We start from the raw sequence: 19,177 nt of genomic DNA on the forward strand, positions 1-19,177 counted from the left end.
TACCCCAACCGCTCTGCTTACATCTGATGCCGCTTCCGGTATTCCTTCGGGGTCAATCCGCTGAACTGCTTGAACAGCTTGGCAAAATAATTCGGCAAATCATACCCGACGCTCCCGGCAACCTCCGTCACATTCAACCCCGTGTTGGCCAGAAGCTGCTTGGCCTTCTCCATCCGCAGCTCAATCAGGAAGGTGACGAAGCTGCGGCCGGTTTCCTTCTTAAACAGATGGCTGAAATAAGCAGAGCTCAAATGGGCTTGGAGAGCCACATCCGTCAGGGTCAGCTGCTCGGCATAGTGCTCCTCCATGTAGCGGACGGCGGCGGCGATGGAGCTTCCTCCGTATTTCTGCTGCCATTCCGATAAAGCCGCGAGGAAACGCCCCGTCTCCTCGGCCAGCCACTCCCGGAGCTCCGGTAATCCTCCGCATTCATGGAGCAGCCCGATCCGGGCTGTGACGGAGCGGGGCTCATACTCCGCTTCCAAGTGGCGCCGGGCGGTTTCGTGCAGGGCAAAGGCCAAGGATAACGCCTCCATCTTCCATTCATCCCTGCGGGAGCCGCACACCTCCCCGGTCAATTGCTCCAAACAGCTCTTTACCCCTTCCGTCTCCCCGTTGCGGATCAAGGAGGTTAGCTGGGCGGAAATCATCTGCTGCCTGATTCTGCTGGCGGTCCCGTCCGGAAGAGGCAGCCCCTCCCGTGCCCCCTCAGGCGAAGAAGCGCCGCCTTCCTTCTCACCGCTGCTCCGGACGCCAAACAACTCCTCATAGAGATCGGGAAGCTGGTTTAGCGTGCTCACGGTAACAGCTTCCTGAGACTCCACCCGTAAACCAAGGAAGCTCAGCACACTTTCGGCTATGGCGGTGCGCAGCAGCTGCTCATGCCGGCTATCCATATGCTGTGCGAACAGGGCGAACCGGCCTGTCTCAATAATAAGCAGATCTCCCGATGTCCCGTAAACCTCCGCCAATTCACCGATGATGTTCAGCACAGCAAACTGCAAAAGCGGCATATCCTTCTTCAGATACTGCTTATGAACGGGAAAATAATCGGCAATCCGCAGCAGGATCAGCTTGCTCCCGGCAATCTCCCGCTCCAGGGCAGCCGCCACATCAGGACGGCAGGGCAGCCGCAGAAACAGCTCCCGCAGAGCATTCTCCTTGCGGCGGCTCTGTTCCCTCTGCTCCCGGCGGCGCTGCTCCAGCTTTTCGGCCACCACAGCCTCCGCCTTGTCCAGCACCAGACAAATATCCTGCTTGCTGCAGGGCTTCACCAGAAGATCCAAAGCCCCGCTCCGCAGCGCAGACTGGGCATACTGGAAATCCTGGTAGCCTGTAATCACAATCACGGCCACGTCAGGATGACTTGCTTTCACCCGTTTCAGCAGCTCCAGACCGTCCATCAAGGGCATCCGGATGTCTGTAATAATCAGATCCGGTCGCAGCTGCTCCACAAGCTGCTCCGCCTCTTCCCCGTTCTCGGCTTCGCCGCATACCTCCCAGCCCGTCCCCAAGCCACCGATCATCTTGGCCAGTCCCTTGCGGAACATGGGCTCATCCTCCACCAGCAGAATCCGCATCCTGCTCACCTTCCTTCTTTTCCGGCTCCGTTAGAAAAGGCAGCCTCAGACTCATCCGCGTCCCTTGCAGGAGGGGATGAATTTCAAGCCCGTACGCGCCGCCGTGCACCAAATAAATCCGTCTGATCACATTGCGGATGCCAATGCTTTCCCGTTCCCTGCTTTCATTATGGCAGGTCTGCTCAGCCAGCAGCCGGCGCACCATCCCCGCCGGTATCCCGCAGCCGTTATCCTCAATATCAATCCGCAGGTCCCCGCCCTCCCGGTAAGCGCGGATGGACAGCCGCTTCTCTCCCGTCATATCGCGGAAAGCATGGATGAACACATTCTCCACCAGGGGCTGCAGCAGCAGCCTTTGCATGCCTCCCTCCTCCAGTCCTGCCTCCAGTCCGATATGCACATGAAGATCGCTTCCGTAGCGGGCCTCCTGAATTGTAATATAGTTGCGTATCTGGGCCAGCTCCTCCTGCAAGGTGCTGGGTGTGGTCACCGGCTCCAACGAATATTTCAGCAGGTCCGACAGGCTGGTGACCAGAGAAGCCGTTTCCTCGTCATCGTAGAGCAGGATGATTTTCCAGTAGATCGTATTTAACGTGTTATGCAAAAAATGAGGGTTTAGCTGGGCCTGCAGCGCCTTCAGCTCCGCTTCCTTCTCGCTGAGCTTGCTGACGTACACCTCCTGGATCAGTGTATCGATATTGGACATCATCCGGTTGAAGCTGTCCGTCAGGAAGCCGAATTCATCGGCGGAGGCCTTGGGGATGGCCACCTGCAGATTCCCCTCCCGCACCCGGTGCATAGCCTTCACCAGCACCTGCAGAGGCTTGAGCATTTTCCCGCCCAGGAATGAAACGCTTGCCGTCATCAGCAGAATGCTGATAAACCCGGATATGAGCGCCAGCTTGTAGACATTGCGGCTTTTCTTCTGGATTTCCGACAGGGAGACACCGCTGAGCAGCTTAAACGCCCGGGGCTCGTACACACTGGTAACGGCCAGATAATCGGTGGTGCTGTTGCTTTGGATGAAGGTGCCCTCCCCCTCCTCCAGCTCCGGGCGGAAGACCGGGGAACCGGGTGGCTCCCTGCTGTACAAAAGACGGTTATACTGATCGTAAAGATAGGCCCCCATGGCTTGATCGGTAAGCAGCGGATCCAGGGATTCCCCGAAGAAGGCTTCGTCGATAATTAGAATGACCGTGCCGTACAAGGTATGCTGCTTGGTGGATTTCAGCTTCCTTGCTGCCACCAGGTAGCTTTTTTCCCCTGTGGGCTCCAGCCCGTCCCGAAGCATCAGCCGCTGCCACACGATCTCCGCCGAGGAATTGAGCATGCCCTTTTCCACCTGCTTATAGAATTCCGGGAATTGGGGGGGACGCGATATATTGGATTGGCTGTAGTACAAGTTGTTGCCGCGCACGTCCGTAATGTACACCGCCCGGATATGCGTGGTTTCACTCTTGAGGGGAAGCAGCACCTCCGCCAGCTCCCGCTCGAGCAAATAATTGCGGTACGCCGCGCTTTCATGCTCCCGGGCCTCCGCCTGCATATTGAGAATCAGCTGCTCCACATACGGGTGAAAAAAAATAAAATCCGTAATCCGGTAGATGTCCTGAATTTTGTACCCGATCTGCACCATGGTTTGCCCGCTGGTTTTCAGGTACTGGTCGCTCAGTTCCCCTTCGAACAGATTCAAATTAATCCGGTAGGAAATGTAACCGGTTACCATTGAACAGACTGTAATAATCACAGATAAGCTGATAATCAGCTTTACCTTAAAATGCTGCCGGATGTACTGGAGCAAAGGACGCCGTTTTATGATCATGGGAACCTCCGGATAGCAGAAAGCGGAGAAGCTGCTTTAAGCTCCTCCGCCAAATACAGTTATTCATATTGTAGCACCGTCGGCTGCAAACCAAACAGCAAAAATTTAACTGCAAACGGATAAAATCTTACGATCTGTGACAGTGCCTGGGCTGCTCAATCGTTGCGGAGCTCCAAAACGGATGCATATTCCACTGCCGCCTCCGCTTGTACGAGAGCGCATAAGGGGCTTCCATCCGCCGGAAAACGGGGCGGCATGTCCATATAGATGGGGTCTGATGCACGCAGCGGATAAACCATCACCTTGAGCTCCGCGCCGGACAGCCGGTCCGCGAAGCGCCTCAGCCCGATCTCCCAGGTTTCCCCGTTGTAGAACCAGTCTGCGGCTTTTGCCCCGTTGATGAGGAAATCCGCCCGGTCTCCCAGAAAGTCCAGCCTCAGGAAACAATCTTGGACCGCCTCCCCTGCAAACGGGTCAGAGTCCAGCTCCAGGAGGTAGGTTTTGCTCCCGTCAGCAGCCGCTTCCGTCTCACGGACAGTTAGCTTTGGCTGCACCTGCGGGAAGCGGACTTTAAAGTCTGCAAAGGCGGGATGCGCTGCAGCATGGGAGCCAATCTGCGTGAGCTCTGCCGCCCCCTCCGCAACGGTTACGGCTGACGACGGATACAGCGCCATATCGAAGCTGGCGCTCCGCGAGGAAACCTGTGCTGTTCCCTGCCGGATGGATACCCAGTCTCCCCCGCACAATACCAGATGCTCTCCTCCGGCAGCCGACTGCTGCTTCCAGGCGTTAGCGGCATCCAACCGGTTTAGTGTCACCACGTGAACCGTTTCTCCTGCTGCGGTGGTGATTACCGTGATCTGCCGGGTGGCCCCTTCGTTCAAACGGACCGTCCAGGTGTCATTGCCGGAGATGGCTTCTCCGCCCTTATGCGAGATGGAGGCGATGCCCTCCCGGGCGTACCGGTACTCCGGCCGGTTGCCGTCCAGGGCGAAGAAGACATAGACGTCGGGCATTCCGTCACCGCCGACGCGGCATAGAGGCTGCACATTGGCGGTGTGCAGCAATACCTCTGCCCCCAGCCGCATGCGCAGGGGCATAAAGAGAAAGGACTGCCCCGGCAGGTTCACAGCCGGGAAGCGGCAGGTGTCCCCGCCGGGCAGGGACACCGCCAGCTCTAGCCCGTGCTTCGCCGCCATAGGCGCGAAGCGCTGGTAGTTGCCGGCGAAGACATAGCCGGCTCCGTCTTCGCCGATGCGCAGCGAATAGCGCAGCGCATCCGGGTCCTCCGGCGACTGGGACGAGTCCGCCGGGAAGATACAGGCCGTGGCGGCCAGCCCTTGGCCGAAGTCCGCCGCGAACAGCCCCAGCCGCTTCAGATGGCGGTACGCGGCGGAGATCTGCCCATATTCCCGGATGGGCGCCTGGAAGTCATAGGACAGCTCAGGCACGTCGTTGGGGTACCCGGTAGCACGGGATTCCTGCAGCGTGGTCAGCTTGCCCGCCGGATTGGTGCCCCCGTGATACATATAGTACCCCAGCAGATTGGCGCCGGAGGCCAGCTTCGTAAAGGCCAGCGCTTCTGTATCATCCGCTGCCAGCAGAGGCCGCCGGTGGCCGGTTACCTGGATGCCCCCGCCCAGCTCGGCGGTCAGATACGGCTGGGTCCGCACATCGTAGGAATACTCCCCTGGTGACAAGGGCTTCACCAGATCCGTCCCGATATCCGAGTCCAGGAATACCGGGCGGATGAGATATTCCACCGTCGGCTTCAAGGGCTCCACATTCCGGGTCCACGGCGCGTCGGCGTAGCCGCCCAGCACGGGCAGGGTCTCTCCTTCCACCACAACCCCATTCCCCCAGCCGGTGGAGGTGTAGAAGGGGGCCTCCAGCCCCAGCCGGATGGCCAGCTCCTTTAGAGCAAGCATATGCGCTTTGCCCGCTTCGCCGTTCAAACCGCCAGCATGGCCGTACTCATTCTCCAATTGAATGCCAAGCACCGGCCCGCCGTCCTTAAACAGCAGTCCCTGCACCTGGCTGCGGATTTCCGTCCAGAGCCGCTCCACATGCTCCATGTATACGGGATCATTGCTGCGGTGGGCGATATCCTCCGCAACCAGCCAATCCGGGAAGCCGCCATTGCGGACCTCCCCGTGGCACCAGGGGCCAATGCGCAGAAACAAAGGAAGCTTGTACGCAGCACACAGCTCAATAAACCGGCGCAGGTTCCGCTGTCCGCTCCAGTCGAATTCCCCGCGCACTTCCTCATGGTGAATCCAGAATACATACGTGGCAATAAGCGTCACACCGCCGGCGATCATCTTGCGGATAGACTCCTCCCACTGCGCCTCCGGATACCGGCTGTAATGAAATTCCCCCATGATCGGCATCCAGGGAGCCCCGTCCTTCAGCAGATGTTTGCTGTTCACTGCAAACTCCCCCCACGCCGGATGAGCCCCGCCGAAGCCTGCCATCCGCTTTTCCGCCATCCGGGGGAGCGTGTCCACCCCAATATGCTTTTTCATCCCTTGATCCCTGCCTTCCTCATCCTTATTGCCTGTTTGCCCCCAGTATAACATCCCTCCGGAACAACAAGAATGCAGGAAGTAAGGATTCTCATGGAGGATATTTTATTGCTGCTTATGGTTTCCGCTTCACATCCGGTCGTATTCCGCTGCAGCAAGCAGGAACGCCCCTATCCCCTTGTGGTCATCGGTGACGATGGGCTCGCTGATATAGTATGCAAACGAGCCGTCCCGGTAAGGCTGACCGGGATTGTACCCTCCCAGTCCGGCTACTGCGCAGTTGCGGATCAGGTGCACCAGACCGTCCTTACGGGTGATGACGAATTTGTTCAAAATACCGGCATAACCCTTTTCGGCAGACGCCCGGTAGGTTTCGGAGAGAACACCCAGGCGGATCGCCTTGAGCAATGCATACACGATCATGCAGGAAGCCGAAGCCTCCACATAATTGCCTTCCCGCGTCCCTTGGTCCAGAACCTGCCACCATACACCGCTCTCCGGGTCCTGAACCTTCAACAGAGCATCCGCCAGACCGTTAAAAATAGAGATTATCCCCTGCCGGTCCTTGTGCCCAGCCGGCAAATTATCCAGTACATCCACAACCGCCATGGCATACCAGCCTACAGCCCGTCCCCAGAAGTGTGGGGACAAGCCGGTTTCCGGGTCAGCCCAAGGCTGTTCCCTGCGCTCGTCCCATGCATGGTAATACAAGCCGCTTGCCTCATCCCGCAAGTGCTCCCGGGCCAGCAAAAGCTGATTCGCCACATCGTCGAAAACCTCCGGTTCGCCGAACAGCCGGGCGAATTCCGCATAGAAGGGCGCCCCCATATAAAGGCCGTCCAGCCACATTTGGTGAGGATAAACCGCCTTATGCCAAAACCCGCCCTCGCTGGTCCGCGGATGGGTCCGGAGCTGATCCCGTAATAGATATGCCGCTTCCCTGTATTTCCTAGCGCCGGTTTGGCGGTATAGAAACAGAATCGCCTTGCCGTTATTGATATGATCGATATTATGCTCATGCGGATCATAACCGCGGATGGAGCCGTCCTCTTGCACAAACATGTCCATATTGTCTTGAATGTACCGGAGATACCGGTCATCCCCCGTATTCCCGTAAATTTGCTCCAGCCCCTTATAAACCACACCATCCACATAATGCCACTTGTCCTTCACTCGCGGCATACGTTTAAGCTGGTTTTCGGCCATCCGGACCGACCAGCCCTTAAGCAGCTCCATACCTTTAACCCTCCTTATATCTTCCGCATAAATACTAATAGAGTCTGCGCCCGAAGGGATTTGAGGGCTTCGGCCAATTCTTGTCCGGACTGCACACTGTCTTCTTCAGCATCCCGTTCCCCAGCATGGCGTAGTCCCCGTTGTCCCTGCACCAACGAATCAGCTCTGTCCGCATCGTCTCTATGATGCTGCGGATGCCGGGTTCCCCGCTTTTGGCCAAATTGTCCATTTCTGCAGGATCAAGCATCTGGTCATACAGCTCCTCCACACCGCCAAGCTGGTGATAGATGTACTTGTAACGCAGCGAGGCGACCATATACTGCTGGTTCGGATCATCGCCACATTGCCCGATGTAATAGCTCCTGACTGCCTTATCCTTCATTAACACCGGCGTCAAATCAATACCGTCAACCGGAACCTCCAGCGGTGCTCCAGCAAGAGAAAGCAGGGTTGGCATCAGATCCTGAAGCCCAACCAGCTGCCTGGATACTCTTCCCGCCGGAAGCTTCGCAGGATAACTGATCATAAGCGGTATGCGGATAGAGCCGTTATAGAAGTTTTTCTTGAAGTACAGCCCGAAGTCCCCCAGCATCTCTCCATGGTCAGCCGTATACACAACGATGGTGTTCTCCCGAAGGCCGTTGGTCTCAAGAAAATCAATAACTCTGCCGATTTGCTTGTCTTGATGGGAAATCAGGCCGTAGTAGTAAGCCTTGATCACCTTTTTGGCCTGCGGCGACAGAAGATCCCACATATGGCCGTAATGGGTTTTCACTTCATTGTCAAGGCCCCGATCCTTCAGAATATCAATGCTGCCCGCCGGATCCGGCATATCCCGTGGGTCATACATGCTGTCATAAGGACGGGGCGGATCGAAGGCGGAATGCGGCTTCGGGAAGGAAATCCACATAAAGAACGGAGTTTCTTTGTCCGTCTCCACATGATTGCGCATATGGGCTATTGCCCGGTCAGCCACCCAACTGTCCACATAATGCTCCTGCGGAACCGGACTGGGCGCCGGGTACACATCATTGTTACCCAGCCCATGACCACGGGTATATCCTCCCCAGCCCACGGTATGGAGATAGTCATGGTAATCCTCCAGCCCGGTGATCTGGTTCTTCGGATCATATTTGCTAAGGATTCTGCCGGATTCCGCAAACTCCGTGGTCCGGATGCCATGTGTGGTTCTCTCCTCGCCGGGACCCCGGTAGGGATTATAGTGGAGCTTCCCCATGGAGTAGGTTTCATACCCGCGTTTGCTTAATTCCTCCCCAAGCTTGGGCAGTCCCTCCTTAATCGCTCCCGAATTGTCCTTCACCCCCGTACACTTATGCGGGTAAAGTGCCGTTGTCAGGCTCGCCCTGGCGGGCACACAGATGGGGTCCGGTGTAAAGGAATTTCCGAAATTAATGCCGCTTTCGGCAAGCTTGTCGAGATTCGGTGTATCTACAATTGAATTGCCATTGCATCCCAGGGCGTCATGACGCATCTGGTCGCACATAATGAACACAATATTGGGCTTCTGCAAGCTCTCCCCTCCTTTTGTACACATATCTCTACCTTAAACTTTCGGGGCTTCTATGTTAATGTAGAAATCAATACGGATTTATGTAAAAATCGAAACGGATGTGACGGTCCCACTGTGATACAAGTTGAGCTCAACCGATTGTACCTGCATATTTACTTTATCCTGCGGAGAACAACCGAAGGAGGCTGGAGCGGAAGCCGGAAGCATCTCTCCGGGCATACCCTTTATTGGATCCACGAAGGGGAAGGCACGTTCATTGCCGGGGAAAAACGGGAGGTTACCGCAGGAAGCCTGCTCTATGCCCGCCCGGACATGGAGGTGCAATACCGGTCGAGTGAAAGACGACCACTGGACTTCACCATCATCCGGTTTGAATGTATGACGGTGGAGCCCAAAGAGGACAGCTGGAGCACCAGTCCGGTTGTGCATTTGCCTCTACCCTTCTGTATGCCCGCCGCCAATGTGGACCGGCTGGAGGCAAGCAGGCTGATGGAGCGTATTATCCGCGGCTGGAACCCGTCCGCGGCAGGTGGAGAGGTAGCTTCCAAGGCTGCACTCAGCGAGATGCTTCTGTACGCCGAGAAGCATTTATCCGGCAGGAAGCAAGAATCCCGTTTTACCCTTTTCGAAAGGATCAAGGAAGCCATACAACTCCGGCACACCAGCAGCCTGAGCGTGGAGGAATTGGCCAGAACCTACGGCATCTCACCTGTTTATTTGCGGAAGCTGTTTCATGAATATGAAGGATGTTCGCCGAAGCAATATCTGGAGACGGTCCGGCATGAGAATGCCCTCCGGCTGCTGCTGCACTCCGACCTTTCCCTGCGGATGATCGCCGAGGTATGCGGGTACACAGACGAATTCCATTTCAGCAAGGTGTTCAAAAAAAGAACGGGGCAATCTCCGGCGAGGTACAAAAGAATGTCCGTATAGAAGAAAAATCCCGTTCCAACAAATGAACCGTGACCTGTAGAGGCAATAGCTTGCACTCCTTGAGAGCCACAATTCAAATGTTGCACGGGAAGCTTGTTTACTCTATTTTAACGGTTGTTCATCAAAACCGGCAGCTTGATATGGCTGGGGTACTCCCGGTTATGGTAAATCGTCTGGCGCACGATCAGCGGCTTCTCGTCCGCATACGGATCATTGCCGGTATTGGTGTTGGGGAAAGCCACGAACTTGCTGGAGGAAGTAACTGTAACTCTAATCCGGTGGCCAACCGGGAAGGTATGGGCGATATTTTGCAGGAAAATATCGTATCTCTCCACCTTACCGGGCTCCAGCAGCTGCGGGTGCTCCAAGCCGTAGCGGTATCTGGCTCTGACGATATAGTTGGACAACCGGATGGAGTCGCCGTTGGGATGGACATCGCTCAGGGTCACCACCCAGTCCGTGTCCTTGCCTGTGCTGGCTGCATACAGCACCGCCGACAGCTCGCCCGCCACCGTCAGCTCCTCCGCCAACGGTACGCCGGTATACACCAGAATATCGTTGCGCAGCTCATGCCTGCGCATATTCTCCGGCTCCCGCTCTCCCTTGTCCGCTACCGGATCGGCAGGATTGTAGATATACGTGTCCGTAGGCGAGAACTCCTCCGGCTCCGCCGCCAGCCTGCCGTCCCCCAGGGAGGAGTTGGCCCGGCCGTCCCCGCCCAAATAGAAGGGCGTCACAACTGCCTCCGCCGGAGTCCAGTCTGACGAGGTCCGCCAGCGGTTTTCGCCCACCACATAATAGGAAGCCCGCGGCTCCTGGTCGATGCCGTTGGGAATGTCCTTCAAGAAGCGGTCAAACCAGCGCAGCACCGATACATCATAGTCATAGACCACGGCATCGTTGCCCAAGGCCACGTTGGCCAAGTCCCTTGCCCGGTTGGGGTTATGCTCCCAGGCGCCCAGCCGGATTTTGCGGTGGGGGACATCATGCTCCGTCAGCATCCGCCAGGTCTCCGACACTCCCGGGCTGTCACCGTCATACCACCCGGAGATCACGTACACCGGCGCCTTGACCTGATGGCCCAGCTCGCTGTAGGTGCAGTTTTTCCAGAAGTCATCATAATCCGGATGCTGGCTCCACAGCTCCCAGGGCCCTGACTCCTTGCCGATCATCTGCCTTGGGATATCCCGGATGGGCCGGGCATCCACCGCCGCTTCTGGATTTACAGTTACACCGCCGAAAATGTCAAAATCCGTCCTCGTCCCCACCGACTGAGCCAGGGTCCAGGAGAGAAGCGGCCAGGAGCAGAGAGTTCCGCCCTTGCGGGCCGTATCCGTAAAGGGAGAGCCCACATTCACCTCATCCACCACCGCCAGCAAATTGGGATGCCCGCTGGTGGCGGCGGCTGTCACCACATACCCCAAATAGGAGGCGCCCCACATGCCGACCTTGCTGTTGCTCCAGTCTTGGGCAATGATCCAGTCAATGGTGTCAGAGCCGTCATCCCGCTCGTAGTAGAAGGGCACCAGTTCCCCCTCCGAATCCGCCCGTCCCCGCACATCCTGGTTGACTACGGCGTAGCCCTTATTGGCCCAGCGTTGGAACAGCTCCTTGCGCCCGTTGCGGTCATAGCAGGTCCGCACCAGAATAGTTGGCCACCTTGTCCCGGCCGGAGCTCCCTCCGGCAGGTACACATCCGTAGCCAGCCTGACTTCATCCCGCATGGGCACCATAAATGTCCCCAGGTCGTTGATGCCATATTCCGGCTTGGACAACAGCGGGTCTTCATATACCCGAAGAGGAGTCAGCCTCTCGCACCCTGCCTTGACGATCAGCTCCAGGCCATACCGGTTGGGAGCTGCAAAGGCGACTACCTCCCCGTCCAAGGTGACTACATCCACTGCTGTACCGCCGCGCATGGCCCACACCTGTGAGGTCCGCTCCACACCAGCCGCATCCGCCGCTGTATATTCCATATGCCGCTGATACACCGTACCATGCTCCAGGATAACCTCTTCCCCTGTCCACTCCCCACGGGCATGAGCCTCCAGCTGCTCCCCTATACGGGCCAGCGGTAGAGCATACTTGGCCTGGGGGTCCAATACATGCTCCTGCATTTGCGTCCGCCTGCGGGGATCCACCTTGGCGTGGAGCACTCCTTTTTCCGTAAACCGGATTTTGCCGTTATATATTCCCGCACAATAAAAATGAAAGGTGGTGTGATGCAAATAAGTTGTCATCTGTGCTGCCTCCTATCCCCAAACCTGCTCGAATACACGCAGCCAGTTGCCGCCCATAATCTTGGCAATATCAGTGTCACTGTAACCCCTGGCCACCAGTCCTCTGGTGAAGTTGCCGAAGCGGCCGTAGGTTTCCAGCCCCTTCACCGTTTCGGTGGAGGGGCCGTCCCCTTTGGCAAAACCCAGCCGGGGCGCAATATGCTCCTTGAAGTAGATGAGAGACCATTCCACGTCGCTCATGGGCCAGTCCGTGCCGATGCCGACATAATCCACTCCGGCCAGCCGGACTACGTAATCGATATGATCCAGCACATGATCGAGAGTCGTGTTCGCAGGGTCCCCGTGGACAAACCACGGCATGGCAAAAATCCCCACTACACCTCCGGTTCCGGCCACCGCCAGAATCTCCTCGTCGCTTTTGCAGCGCATATGAGGGTACAGGCGCTCCACTCCCGTATGGGAAGCGATCACGGGTGCAGAGGATACCCGGCAGGCATCCAACGTGGTTTGTTTGCCGCAATGGCCCGTATCCACCACAATCCCCAATTGGTTCAGCCGCTCCACAAACCGGACGCCGTAATTGGACAAACCGCCGTTAGCCGCCTCTGCACAGCCGGAGCCCACAAGATTCTGGTTATTATACGTAAGCTGGAGCACCCGCAGCCCAAACTGGTGCAGCGTCTCCAGCAGCCCCAGGTTCCGGCCCAGCCCATCTGTCTCCTGAGCAGTGACAATCCCGGCTTTCCGGCCGCTCTGTTTGGCCGCCCGGATATCCTCGGCCTTCCTGGCTTTAACGAGCCAGTCCGCTGCAGTGTCAAACTGCAGCTGTACCTGGCCCATGCTGTCCAGAATGGTCTCCATATCATTTAAGTGAAGCTCCCGGTTGCCCGCCGTAATGCCGGACCGGTACCACTCCTCTTTATACTGGGGCAGTTCACCAGCCGCCATCATCTTGACCAGAAGCTTAGCGGGCATATGGCTGTAGACCATAGGCTCGTCCCTGTAAGGCTCGCAAAGCTCCTTCAGCCGTTGAGCCACCGCTTGGGGTATGGCCTTGGGAGACAACGGTCCCTGAAACAGCAGGTCGATGTTGATGTTCTCCTCATGGAGCCGGGCCGCACGCTGTTCTTGCTCCTCCGTCAGCTGAAAGTCATACCGTCCCTCTTGCAATTTTTCCTCCATACCGCCTGCCCCTTCCGTTACCATGGGATGTCCACTCCCTTTTGCCTCAGCACCGCCTGGTTGTATATGTAATGAGCTGCTGCCAGATCCTCAATGGCTAAGCCCAGACTTTTGAAAAGCGTAATCCCGCCGTTATCTGTCCTGCCTTCAATCCTTCCCTCCAGCAGCTCACCCAATTCGCCGACAATATGCGTATCCGGGATAACCCCTTCCTGAAGCGGGATCAGATAGTCCCCTGCTTCGTTCCGGGCGGATTCCATGCGGTCCACAAATAGTCTGGAGGCAGCAACCAGCGCCGAATCCAGCTCCCGGTCAGGCGCACGGCATGCGCCGACAGCGTTAATATGTGCCCCAGCCTTCACCCATTCCCCCCGCAAAACCGGCTCTGTGCTGGCTGTTACGGTACAGATAATATCCGCATTCTCCACCGCTTGCCGGACAGAGTCAGCAGCCGACGCCTCTACTCCCTGCAGGACTGCTGCCTGTTCTTCTATGAATCGTCGGGCTTTGCCGGGTGTACGGCTCCAAACCCGGACCTGCCGGATCGGGCGCACCTGAAGGTTGGCCTCCAGATGGCTGGCCGCTTGCTCCCCTGTGCCGAGAATAGCCAGAACAGCACTGTCCTCCCTGGCCAATGCCCGGGTTGCCACAGCGCTGACCGCCGCTGTACGGACTGCCGTAATGGCCCGTCCGTCCACCACTGCCAACAATGTCCCTGTTTGGGTATCAAACAACGCCACCGCCCCCTGATGGGAGGGGTTTCCGTACACATGGTTATGGGGAAACACGCTGATCAGCTTGGCCCCCGCCACCCCGTTCTTTCGCAGAAACCCTGGCATCAGCCCCAGCAGGTTGGGCTTGTCCAAAGGCACCACCTGCCGCAGGCTCATCTCCGCCCGGCCAGCGGACAAATCCGCCAGAACCTCCTCCATTACCGGAATACACACCTCCATGGTCAGAAGCTCCGCCGCCGTTTTGTAATCGATCACCCGCATATTCCCGCTCCTCTCTTAGGGTGTGTATACACTTAGAATACCGGAACTTCTTTTTCCATCACGTAGTCATCCATAACGTACCCGTTCCCGATATCCGCCACCTGTTCGCGGATCGTCCGGAAGCCCTTTTTCTGATAAACCCCGATGCTCGATTCGTTATGCCGGTTGACCGTCAGCCAGATATGGCTTAACCCCCGTTCCCTGCACAGCTGCTCCAGGAAGACCATGGCTTGGCTGGCATAACCTTTCCCCCTGTTCTCCTTGCTCACATAAAACTTGCTCAGGAACAGCTTACCGTCCTCTTCCTTTACCGAAAGATAACCGGCTATGCCCCCCTCGTCATGCATCACATAATAGTCGTAGCCTTGATTTTCGATCTGGTCTTGAACCGCCTGGGCGGATTGGTATTTCCCGATCATATAATCAATCTGGTCCATGGTAATGATGGAAATGTAGTATTCCCGCCAAATCTCCGCTGCTGTCCGGGCAAGCTCCGTAATGGCCTCCGGGTTGTGCGCCTGTAAACGTACCATATCCATATTATCTTCCGCCTTTCTATAGCTATCTCTTATTCTTGTAAAGAAGAATACCATGAAATCCGCGCCAAGGGTCAGTTAGTTTTAATCAAACTGTACATGGAAGCTCCCGGCCGCACCCTGTTACAATGGGAAAAAGCAAGATGTTAGGAGATGTCCGTATATGGAAAATCTCATAAAGCATATGAACAAAACCTATGCTCTCGATATTGGCCAAATGGAATTGCACCGTGAACTCATCGGGCAGGTTTACATCCTGCAATCCGGGCAGCAGCAGTATGTTCTCAAGCTGCTTCCCCCCCACAAAACGGCAGATGCCCTGCATGCTCTAAACATTCTGGACTTCCTCTTTCAACAGGAATATCCGGTAGTTTCTGTTGTTCGCACACGGGAGCAGATGAGCCACACTCTCCTTCCCGGTGATGGCCGTGTGGCTGCTCTGTTCCATTATGTGGAAGGCGCCGATGCGGACGGGAGCCTGGAGGCAGAAGCTATCGGTGAGCAAACGGCGCGGCTGCACAAGCTGATGGAGAGGTATCCGGGTACACTTCTGCTCAGAACCAAGGCGGAATATATCGATGACTTTATTTCCATCATGAAGCAGAAGGACTGTGAAGCTAGCGCTATCAACGATTTGGTGCATTACGGCAATGAGTTATGGAGTCGCATCACCCTACTTCCAAAAAGCTTCTGCCACGGTGATCTCCATACAGGCAACATGATTAAACAAGACGGGAACTATATTCTTTTGGATTTTGACGATGCATCGGGGGACTACCCGAGTATGGATGCAGCCTATCTTTCGGATGTCACCCATTTCAATCAGTTTCATGCTTCCTTATACGATGCAACCATGAGACAATTCGAGCGTTTCTATAAGGGATACAGCCGGGTCCGTATCTTAAGTGACGGAGAATGTAGTGCCGTTTCCGATTGGATAGCCGTACGACATTACCAGATCACGGCGAGAATCGTGGGCTGTCAGGGGTTAGGGAGTGTCTCCCTTCGTTTTTTCGAGGAACAACACCGCTGGCTGATGGAATGGAGAGAGCTCTGTGTCCGGAGAAACTGAAATAAACCAGGATCGTAACCACTAAAGCCGTTGCTCTGCTGCCCGCGGCAGCAAAACAACGGCTTGTATATGGATCAGGCTTCACCCGATCATGATCTTCTCTTCCGGATACCTGTATTTTTGCTTGTCATTCTTTTGCGCCAGAGCCAGGACAAGCGTAAGCGGCCCCAGCCGGCCGATATACATCACGATGGTAATAATTACTTTCCCCCAAACCGACAGCTCCGGAGTTAGTGCCATGGAAAGCCCCACCGTTCCAAAGGCGGAGACCGCTTCGAATAACAGGTCAAGAAAGTCCCTGTTCAAATTATGCTCCGTGATGGTCAAGAGGAAGGTGGCCGTGATGACCACAATCACCGAAACCACCATTATGGCTAAGGAGCGCAAGATGATACTGTGGGGAACTCTGCGCCCCATTAATTCCGTATCCCGCTGCCCCTTGACGATAGCCACAATGGTCAGAGCCAGCACCATAAAGGTGCTGGTTTTGATACCGCCGCCTGTGGACCCGGGAGATGCCCCAATAAACATCAGGATGATCATAAAAAATTGGGAAGCCGGGAGCATCTGGGCAATGTCAATGGTATTGAAGCCGGCTGTCCGGGTAACCACCCCTTGGAAGTACGATGCCCATATACGCTCTGGCCAGGAAAGTGCACCGAAGGTGTTTGAATTGAATATTTCGATCAGGAAGATCCCGATAAAACCCAGCAGACACAGTACTCCGGAGGTAATGAGCACTAATTTGGAATGCAGGGCCAGGCGCCTCCAGCTGCGTTTCCGGAAAATATCAAGGATAACCGTAAATCCGATTCCCCCGATAATAAAAAGCAAGGTGATAACCAGATTGACCAGCGGGTCCCCGACGTAGCGGCTTAAGTTATCCGACCATAACCCGAAGCCTGCATTGTTGAAGGCGGATATGGAATGAAAAACACCATAATAGGTGGCTCTCTTCAGCCCCAGCTCGGACTCCCAGCGCAACGTCAGCAAGGCGGCGCCGAGCACTTCCACAATAAATGCGATCAGAAAAATGCTAAGAGAAAGCCTCACTACCCCTTGTGTGGATAAGGAATTGGAGGACTCCTGGATCAGCAGCCGCTCCTTTAGCCCGATTTTCTTGCCCATCACAACGGCTATCAGCACGCCGAAGGTCATGAAGCCCAAACCGCCCACCTGAATGAGAAGCATGATGACCATTTGTCCAAACAAGGAGAAGTCTGCACCTGTGTCGACGACGGCCAGACCGGTCACACAGACGGCGGAGGTGGATGTGAACAAGGCGTCCAGCCAAGAAATGTCCCCTCCTGTAGAGGCGATAGGCAAAGACAGCAGAATCGAGCCGATTAAGATCAGACAGGCAAAACCCAGAAGAATGATTCTGGATGAGCTGAGGGTGAAGTGCTTGATGGAATAATGCAGCATCTTTTTCGTGAGCATGGTATTTGAACTCCCGGTTATGTGATATTCATGCTTTTCTACTTCCGCCATTATACAATCTTCCGTGATAAACACAACACGGAATTCCTATATTAACCTGAAGCTTAAGAAAGAGCCTCCTCGGAAACGAGGGGCTCTCTAAGGCATCTTTTTGAGGTGATCGCCTAACATATTCTTGATCCTGTACCAGAGCCAATCCACAGTAGCATCAATCAGGGTCACCTGGCCGGAGATATAAGCGGTGGAGGCCAAATTGTAGCTGCCGTTAATAACGGTTACATCCCCCTCCACATTCCCGTCGATCTGGATTTTCCCCCGTTTCACCTTCAGGTTGCCATACACGGTTACTCCCTCGGGAACAACAAGCGTATCCCCGCTGATGAATAATTGATCCAAGGCGCCCTGAACTACCATATCGCGGTCGGAATACACGCGTGACGTATAATGAGCCAGCATAATTACCAAAATGGCGCAGGCTATGACGGCGATGGGATGCTGCTTCAGCATTTGCCCCCAGCGGCTTCGTTTTGCAGGCTGTGGCAACGCGCTCATGATGCTCGCTGTCAGTCCGACCGGAGGGGCACTCCTGACCGGAACCCTGAGCATCGCCTCCGTGCTTTCCATCTGTTTAAACAGCTGCCGGCAGGACGGGCAGATTTGCAAATGCTTTTTGAGGGCAGAAGCAGCTGCAGCATCCGCCTCCCCGTCAAAATACTCATGCATGACAGTGATGGCCTCCGAACAGTTCATGTCCGTCACTCCTTTCTTACAAAGGCATACCAATACGTCTTACGGATCGTGACGGCCCTTGGTTTCGTTTTTTATGGGCATGTGCTAGATTATAGACAACTATGTAACGTACAGGAGGGCTTAACCTGTGGAAACACATGTCTTTCAAACCAAGGATGGGTTAATGATGGAATACTCCATACGGGGAGCGGGAAGGCCTATCCTTGTTTTCCATGGCGGACATTCCAATTGCCGGGAGGAATTCGGCTATGACGAGCTTCTCCGGAGCGGCTATTCCCTGCTCACTCCCTCCAGGGCGGGATATGGACAGACCTCAGCCGGAATAGGGAAAAATCTGGGAACAGCCTGCCAAGCCTATTCAGAGCTGCTGGATCACTTGGGTATGGATAAAATCGATGTTATTGCCGTCTCCGCCGGTGGTGCCAGCGGCATTTATTGGGCCTCGCATTATCCGCAGCGGGTCAGAAGCCTTACCTTGCAAAGCGCTGTATCAGGAAGATGGCACTCTCCCCAGGATAAAACCTACAAGGTGGCACAACTCCTATTCGGTGCCTCCATGGAAAAGTATACATGGGCTGCCGTCAGGTTCATGAGCAATCATTTTGCCCGTGTGATGTTCAAGCAAATGGCGCCCTCCTTCAGCATCCTTCCTTATTCTGAGGTACTGGCCCGCACAAGGGAGGGCGATATCCTTGCATTCTGCAAAATGAACAACAGGCAGCGGTCCGGCCACGGCTTTCTCCTGGACCTGCCCCAAATTAACTCCATCACGGAGTCCGACCTGAACAATATCCGTTGCCCTACCCTCATCCAGCACAGTCCTAACGATGGAGCCGTGCCCATTGAACATGCCCGCCGCGCCCATCAGCACATAACCGGCTCCAGACTGCATTTACTTGATACCTGGGGCCATCTGATATGGCTGGGCAAGGGTTCGGAAGCCCTGCATCCTGAGCTGCTGGAATTTCTGGCGCAGGCTTAACGCTCACCGGGAAGCCAGTCGTCCTTTAGTCCCCGGTTGACCTTGATATATTCCCGCGGTTTAAACGAATTCTGCCTGTAATCCATGTGCAAGGCACGGCTTTGAAGAGTGTCGCCGGATGGCGGCTTTGCTGCATTCCGGTCAGTTGCCGGAATTAACATGGTATTCAAAAACCACCCCGCGGCCAGCCCGGCCAGAAACACACCTGCACACACAGCAATCTTAAATTTTAGCATCCAAACGGCCTCCTTCCTATACATGAAGTGATCTCCAGATCGGCGGAGGCTTATACGCCCGGCTCACGGAGAATGTCTTTACATAACGGAACGAAGACGCTATAATGAACAAGGAAT

General features: G+C 55.6%; 15 protein-coding genes. 3 read left to right on the forward strand and 12 right to left on the reverse strand.

The genetic code is table 11. From position 1 onward, the window contains the following. Positions 1 to 17: 17 nt before the first annotated feature. The 5 genes from ACI1P1_RS09670 to ACI1P1_RS09690 form a co-directional block, all read right to left on the reverse strand. Positions 18 to 1,580, reverse strand: coding sequence for a response regulator transcription factor (locus ACI1P1_RS09670; protein WP_416216167.1), 1,563 nt, complete (start codon positions 1,578 to 1,580; stop codon positions 18 to 20). Then, entirely contained in the window at positions 1,555 to 3,402 is a 1,848-nt protein-coding gene (locus ACI1P1_RS09675; protein ID WP_416216168.1) for a sensor histidine kinase, read from the reverse strand. The genes ACI1P1_RS09670 and ACI1P1_RS09675 overlap by 26 nt, the downstream gene beginning before the upstream one ends. 155 nt (positions 3,403 to 3,557) lie before the next feature. Next, positions 3,558 to 5,927, reverse strand: a complete 2,370-nt coding sequence (locus ACI1P1_RS09680; RefSeq protein WP_416216169.1) for a beta-galactosidase — start codon at positions 5,925 to 5,927, stop codon at positions 3,558 to 3,560. Positions 5,928 to 6,056: 129 nt separating this feature from the next. Next, on the reverse strand, positions 6,057 to 7,163 hold the full coding sequence (locus ACI1P1_RS09685; protein WP_416216170.1) for a glycoside hydrolase family 88/105 protein: 1,107 nt from the start codon (positions 7,161 to 7,163) through the stop codon (positions 6,057 to 6,059). Positions 7,164 to 7,197: 34 nt separating this feature from the next. After that, entirely contained in the window at positions 7,198 to 8,694 is a 1,497-nt protein-coding gene (locus tag ACI1P1_RS09690; RefSeq protein ID WP_416216171.1) for a sulfatase family protein, read from the reverse strand. Positions 8,695 to 8,808: 114 nt separating this feature from the next. Between ACI1P1_RS09690 and ACI1P1_RS09695 the strand changes: the two genes are divergently transcribed. Then, on the forward strand, positions 8,809 to 9,627 hold the full coding sequence (locus tag ACI1P1_RS09695; RefSeq protein WP_416216172.1) for a helix-turn-helix transcriptional regulator: 819 nt from the start codon (positions 8,809 to 8,811) through the stop codon (positions 9,625 to 9,627). A gap of 107 nt (positions 9,628 to 9,734) precedes the next feature. Here the strand turns inward: ACI1P1_RS09695 and ACI1P1_RS09700 are convergent, their stop codons facing one another. From ACI1P1_RS09700 to ACI1P1_RS09715, 4 genes are read right to left on the reverse strand one after another with little or no spacing between them, the layout of a single operon-like run. Continuing rightward, positions 9,735 to 11,867, reverse strand: coding sequence for a CocE/NonD family hydrolase (locus ACI1P1_RS09700; RefSeq protein WP_416216173.1), 2,133 nt, complete (start codon positions 11,865 to 11,867; stop codon positions 9,735 to 9,737). Positions 11,868 to 11,879: 12 nt separating this feature from the next. Beyond that, on the reverse strand, positions 11,880 to 13,049 hold the full coding sequence (locus ACI1P1_RS09705) for a dipeptidase (RefSeq protein ID WP_416216174.1): 1,170 nt from the start codon (positions 13,047 to 13,049) through the stop codon (positions 11,880 to 11,882). Between the two features lie 17 nt (positions 13,050 to 13,066). Continuing rightward, complete coding sequence (locus tag ACI1P1_RS09710) at positions 13,067 to 14,044, reverse strand: ornithine cyclodeaminase family protein (RefSeq protein ID WP_416216175.1); 978 nt, start codon at positions 14,042 to 14,044, stop codon at positions 13,067 to 13,069. A gap of 32 nt (positions 14,045 to 14,076) precedes the next feature. After that, positions 14,077 to 14,583, reverse strand: a complete 507-nt coding sequence (locus ACI1P1_RS09715; protein WP_416216176.1) for a GNAT family N-acetyltransferase — start codon at positions 14,581 to 14,583, stop codon at positions 14,077 to 14,079. Positions 14,584 to 14,743: 160 nt separating this feature from the next. Here ACI1P1_RS09715 and ACI1P1_RS09720 point away from each other — a divergent pair, with 160 nt between their 5' ends. Next, the gene (locus tag ACI1P1_RS09720) at positions 14,744 to 15,652 is read left to right on the forward strand and encodes a phosphotransferase (RefSeq protein ID WP_416216177.1); all 909 of its coding nucleotides are present in this window, start codon (positions 14,744 to 14,746) and stop codon (positions 15,650 to 15,652) included. Between the two features lie 81 nt (positions 15,653 to 15,733). On the opposite strand, the gene ACI1P1_RS09725 is transcribed toward ACI1P1_RS09720, so the two are convergent. Next, on the reverse strand, positions 15,734 to 17,092 hold the full coding sequence (locus ACI1P1_RS09725; RefSeq protein WP_416216178.1) for a TrkH family potassium uptake protein: 1,359 nt from the start codon (positions 17,090 to 17,092) through the stop codon (positions 15,734 to 15,736). A 138-nt stretch (positions 17,093 to 17,230) separates the two neighbouring features. After that, complete coding sequence (locus ACI1P1_RS09730; RefSeq protein WP_416216179.1) at positions 17,231 to 17,842, reverse strand: zf-HC2 domain-containing protein; 612 nt, start codon at positions 17,840 to 17,842, stop codon at positions 17,231 to 17,233. Positions 17,843 to 18,005: 163 nt separating this feature from the next. Between ACI1P1_RS09730 and ACI1P1_RS09735 the strand changes: the two genes are divergently transcribed. Next, a complete protein-coding gene (locus ACI1P1_RS09735) occupies positions 18,006 to 18,824 on the forward strand; it encodes an alpha/beta fold hydrolase (RefSeq protein ID WP_416216236.1) in 819 nt (272 codons plus the stop codon). Here ACI1P1_RS09735 and ACI1P1_RS09740 read toward each other — a convergent pair. Continuing rightward, positions 18,821 to 19,060, reverse strand: coding sequence for a hypothetical protein (locus tag ACI1P1_RS09740; RefSeq protein WP_416216180.1), 240 nt, complete (start codon positions 19,058 to 19,060; stop codon positions 18,821 to 18,823). The genes ACI1P1_RS09735 and ACI1P1_RS09740 overlap by 4 nt on opposite strands. Positions 19,061 to 19,177: the final 117 nt, after the last annotated feature.

Source organism: Paenibacillus mesotrionivorans, assembly GCF_046098205.1.
Classification (GTDB): Bacteria; Bacillota; Bacilli; order Paenibacillales; family NBRC-103111; genus Paenibacillus_AR; species Paenibacillus_AR mesotrionivorans.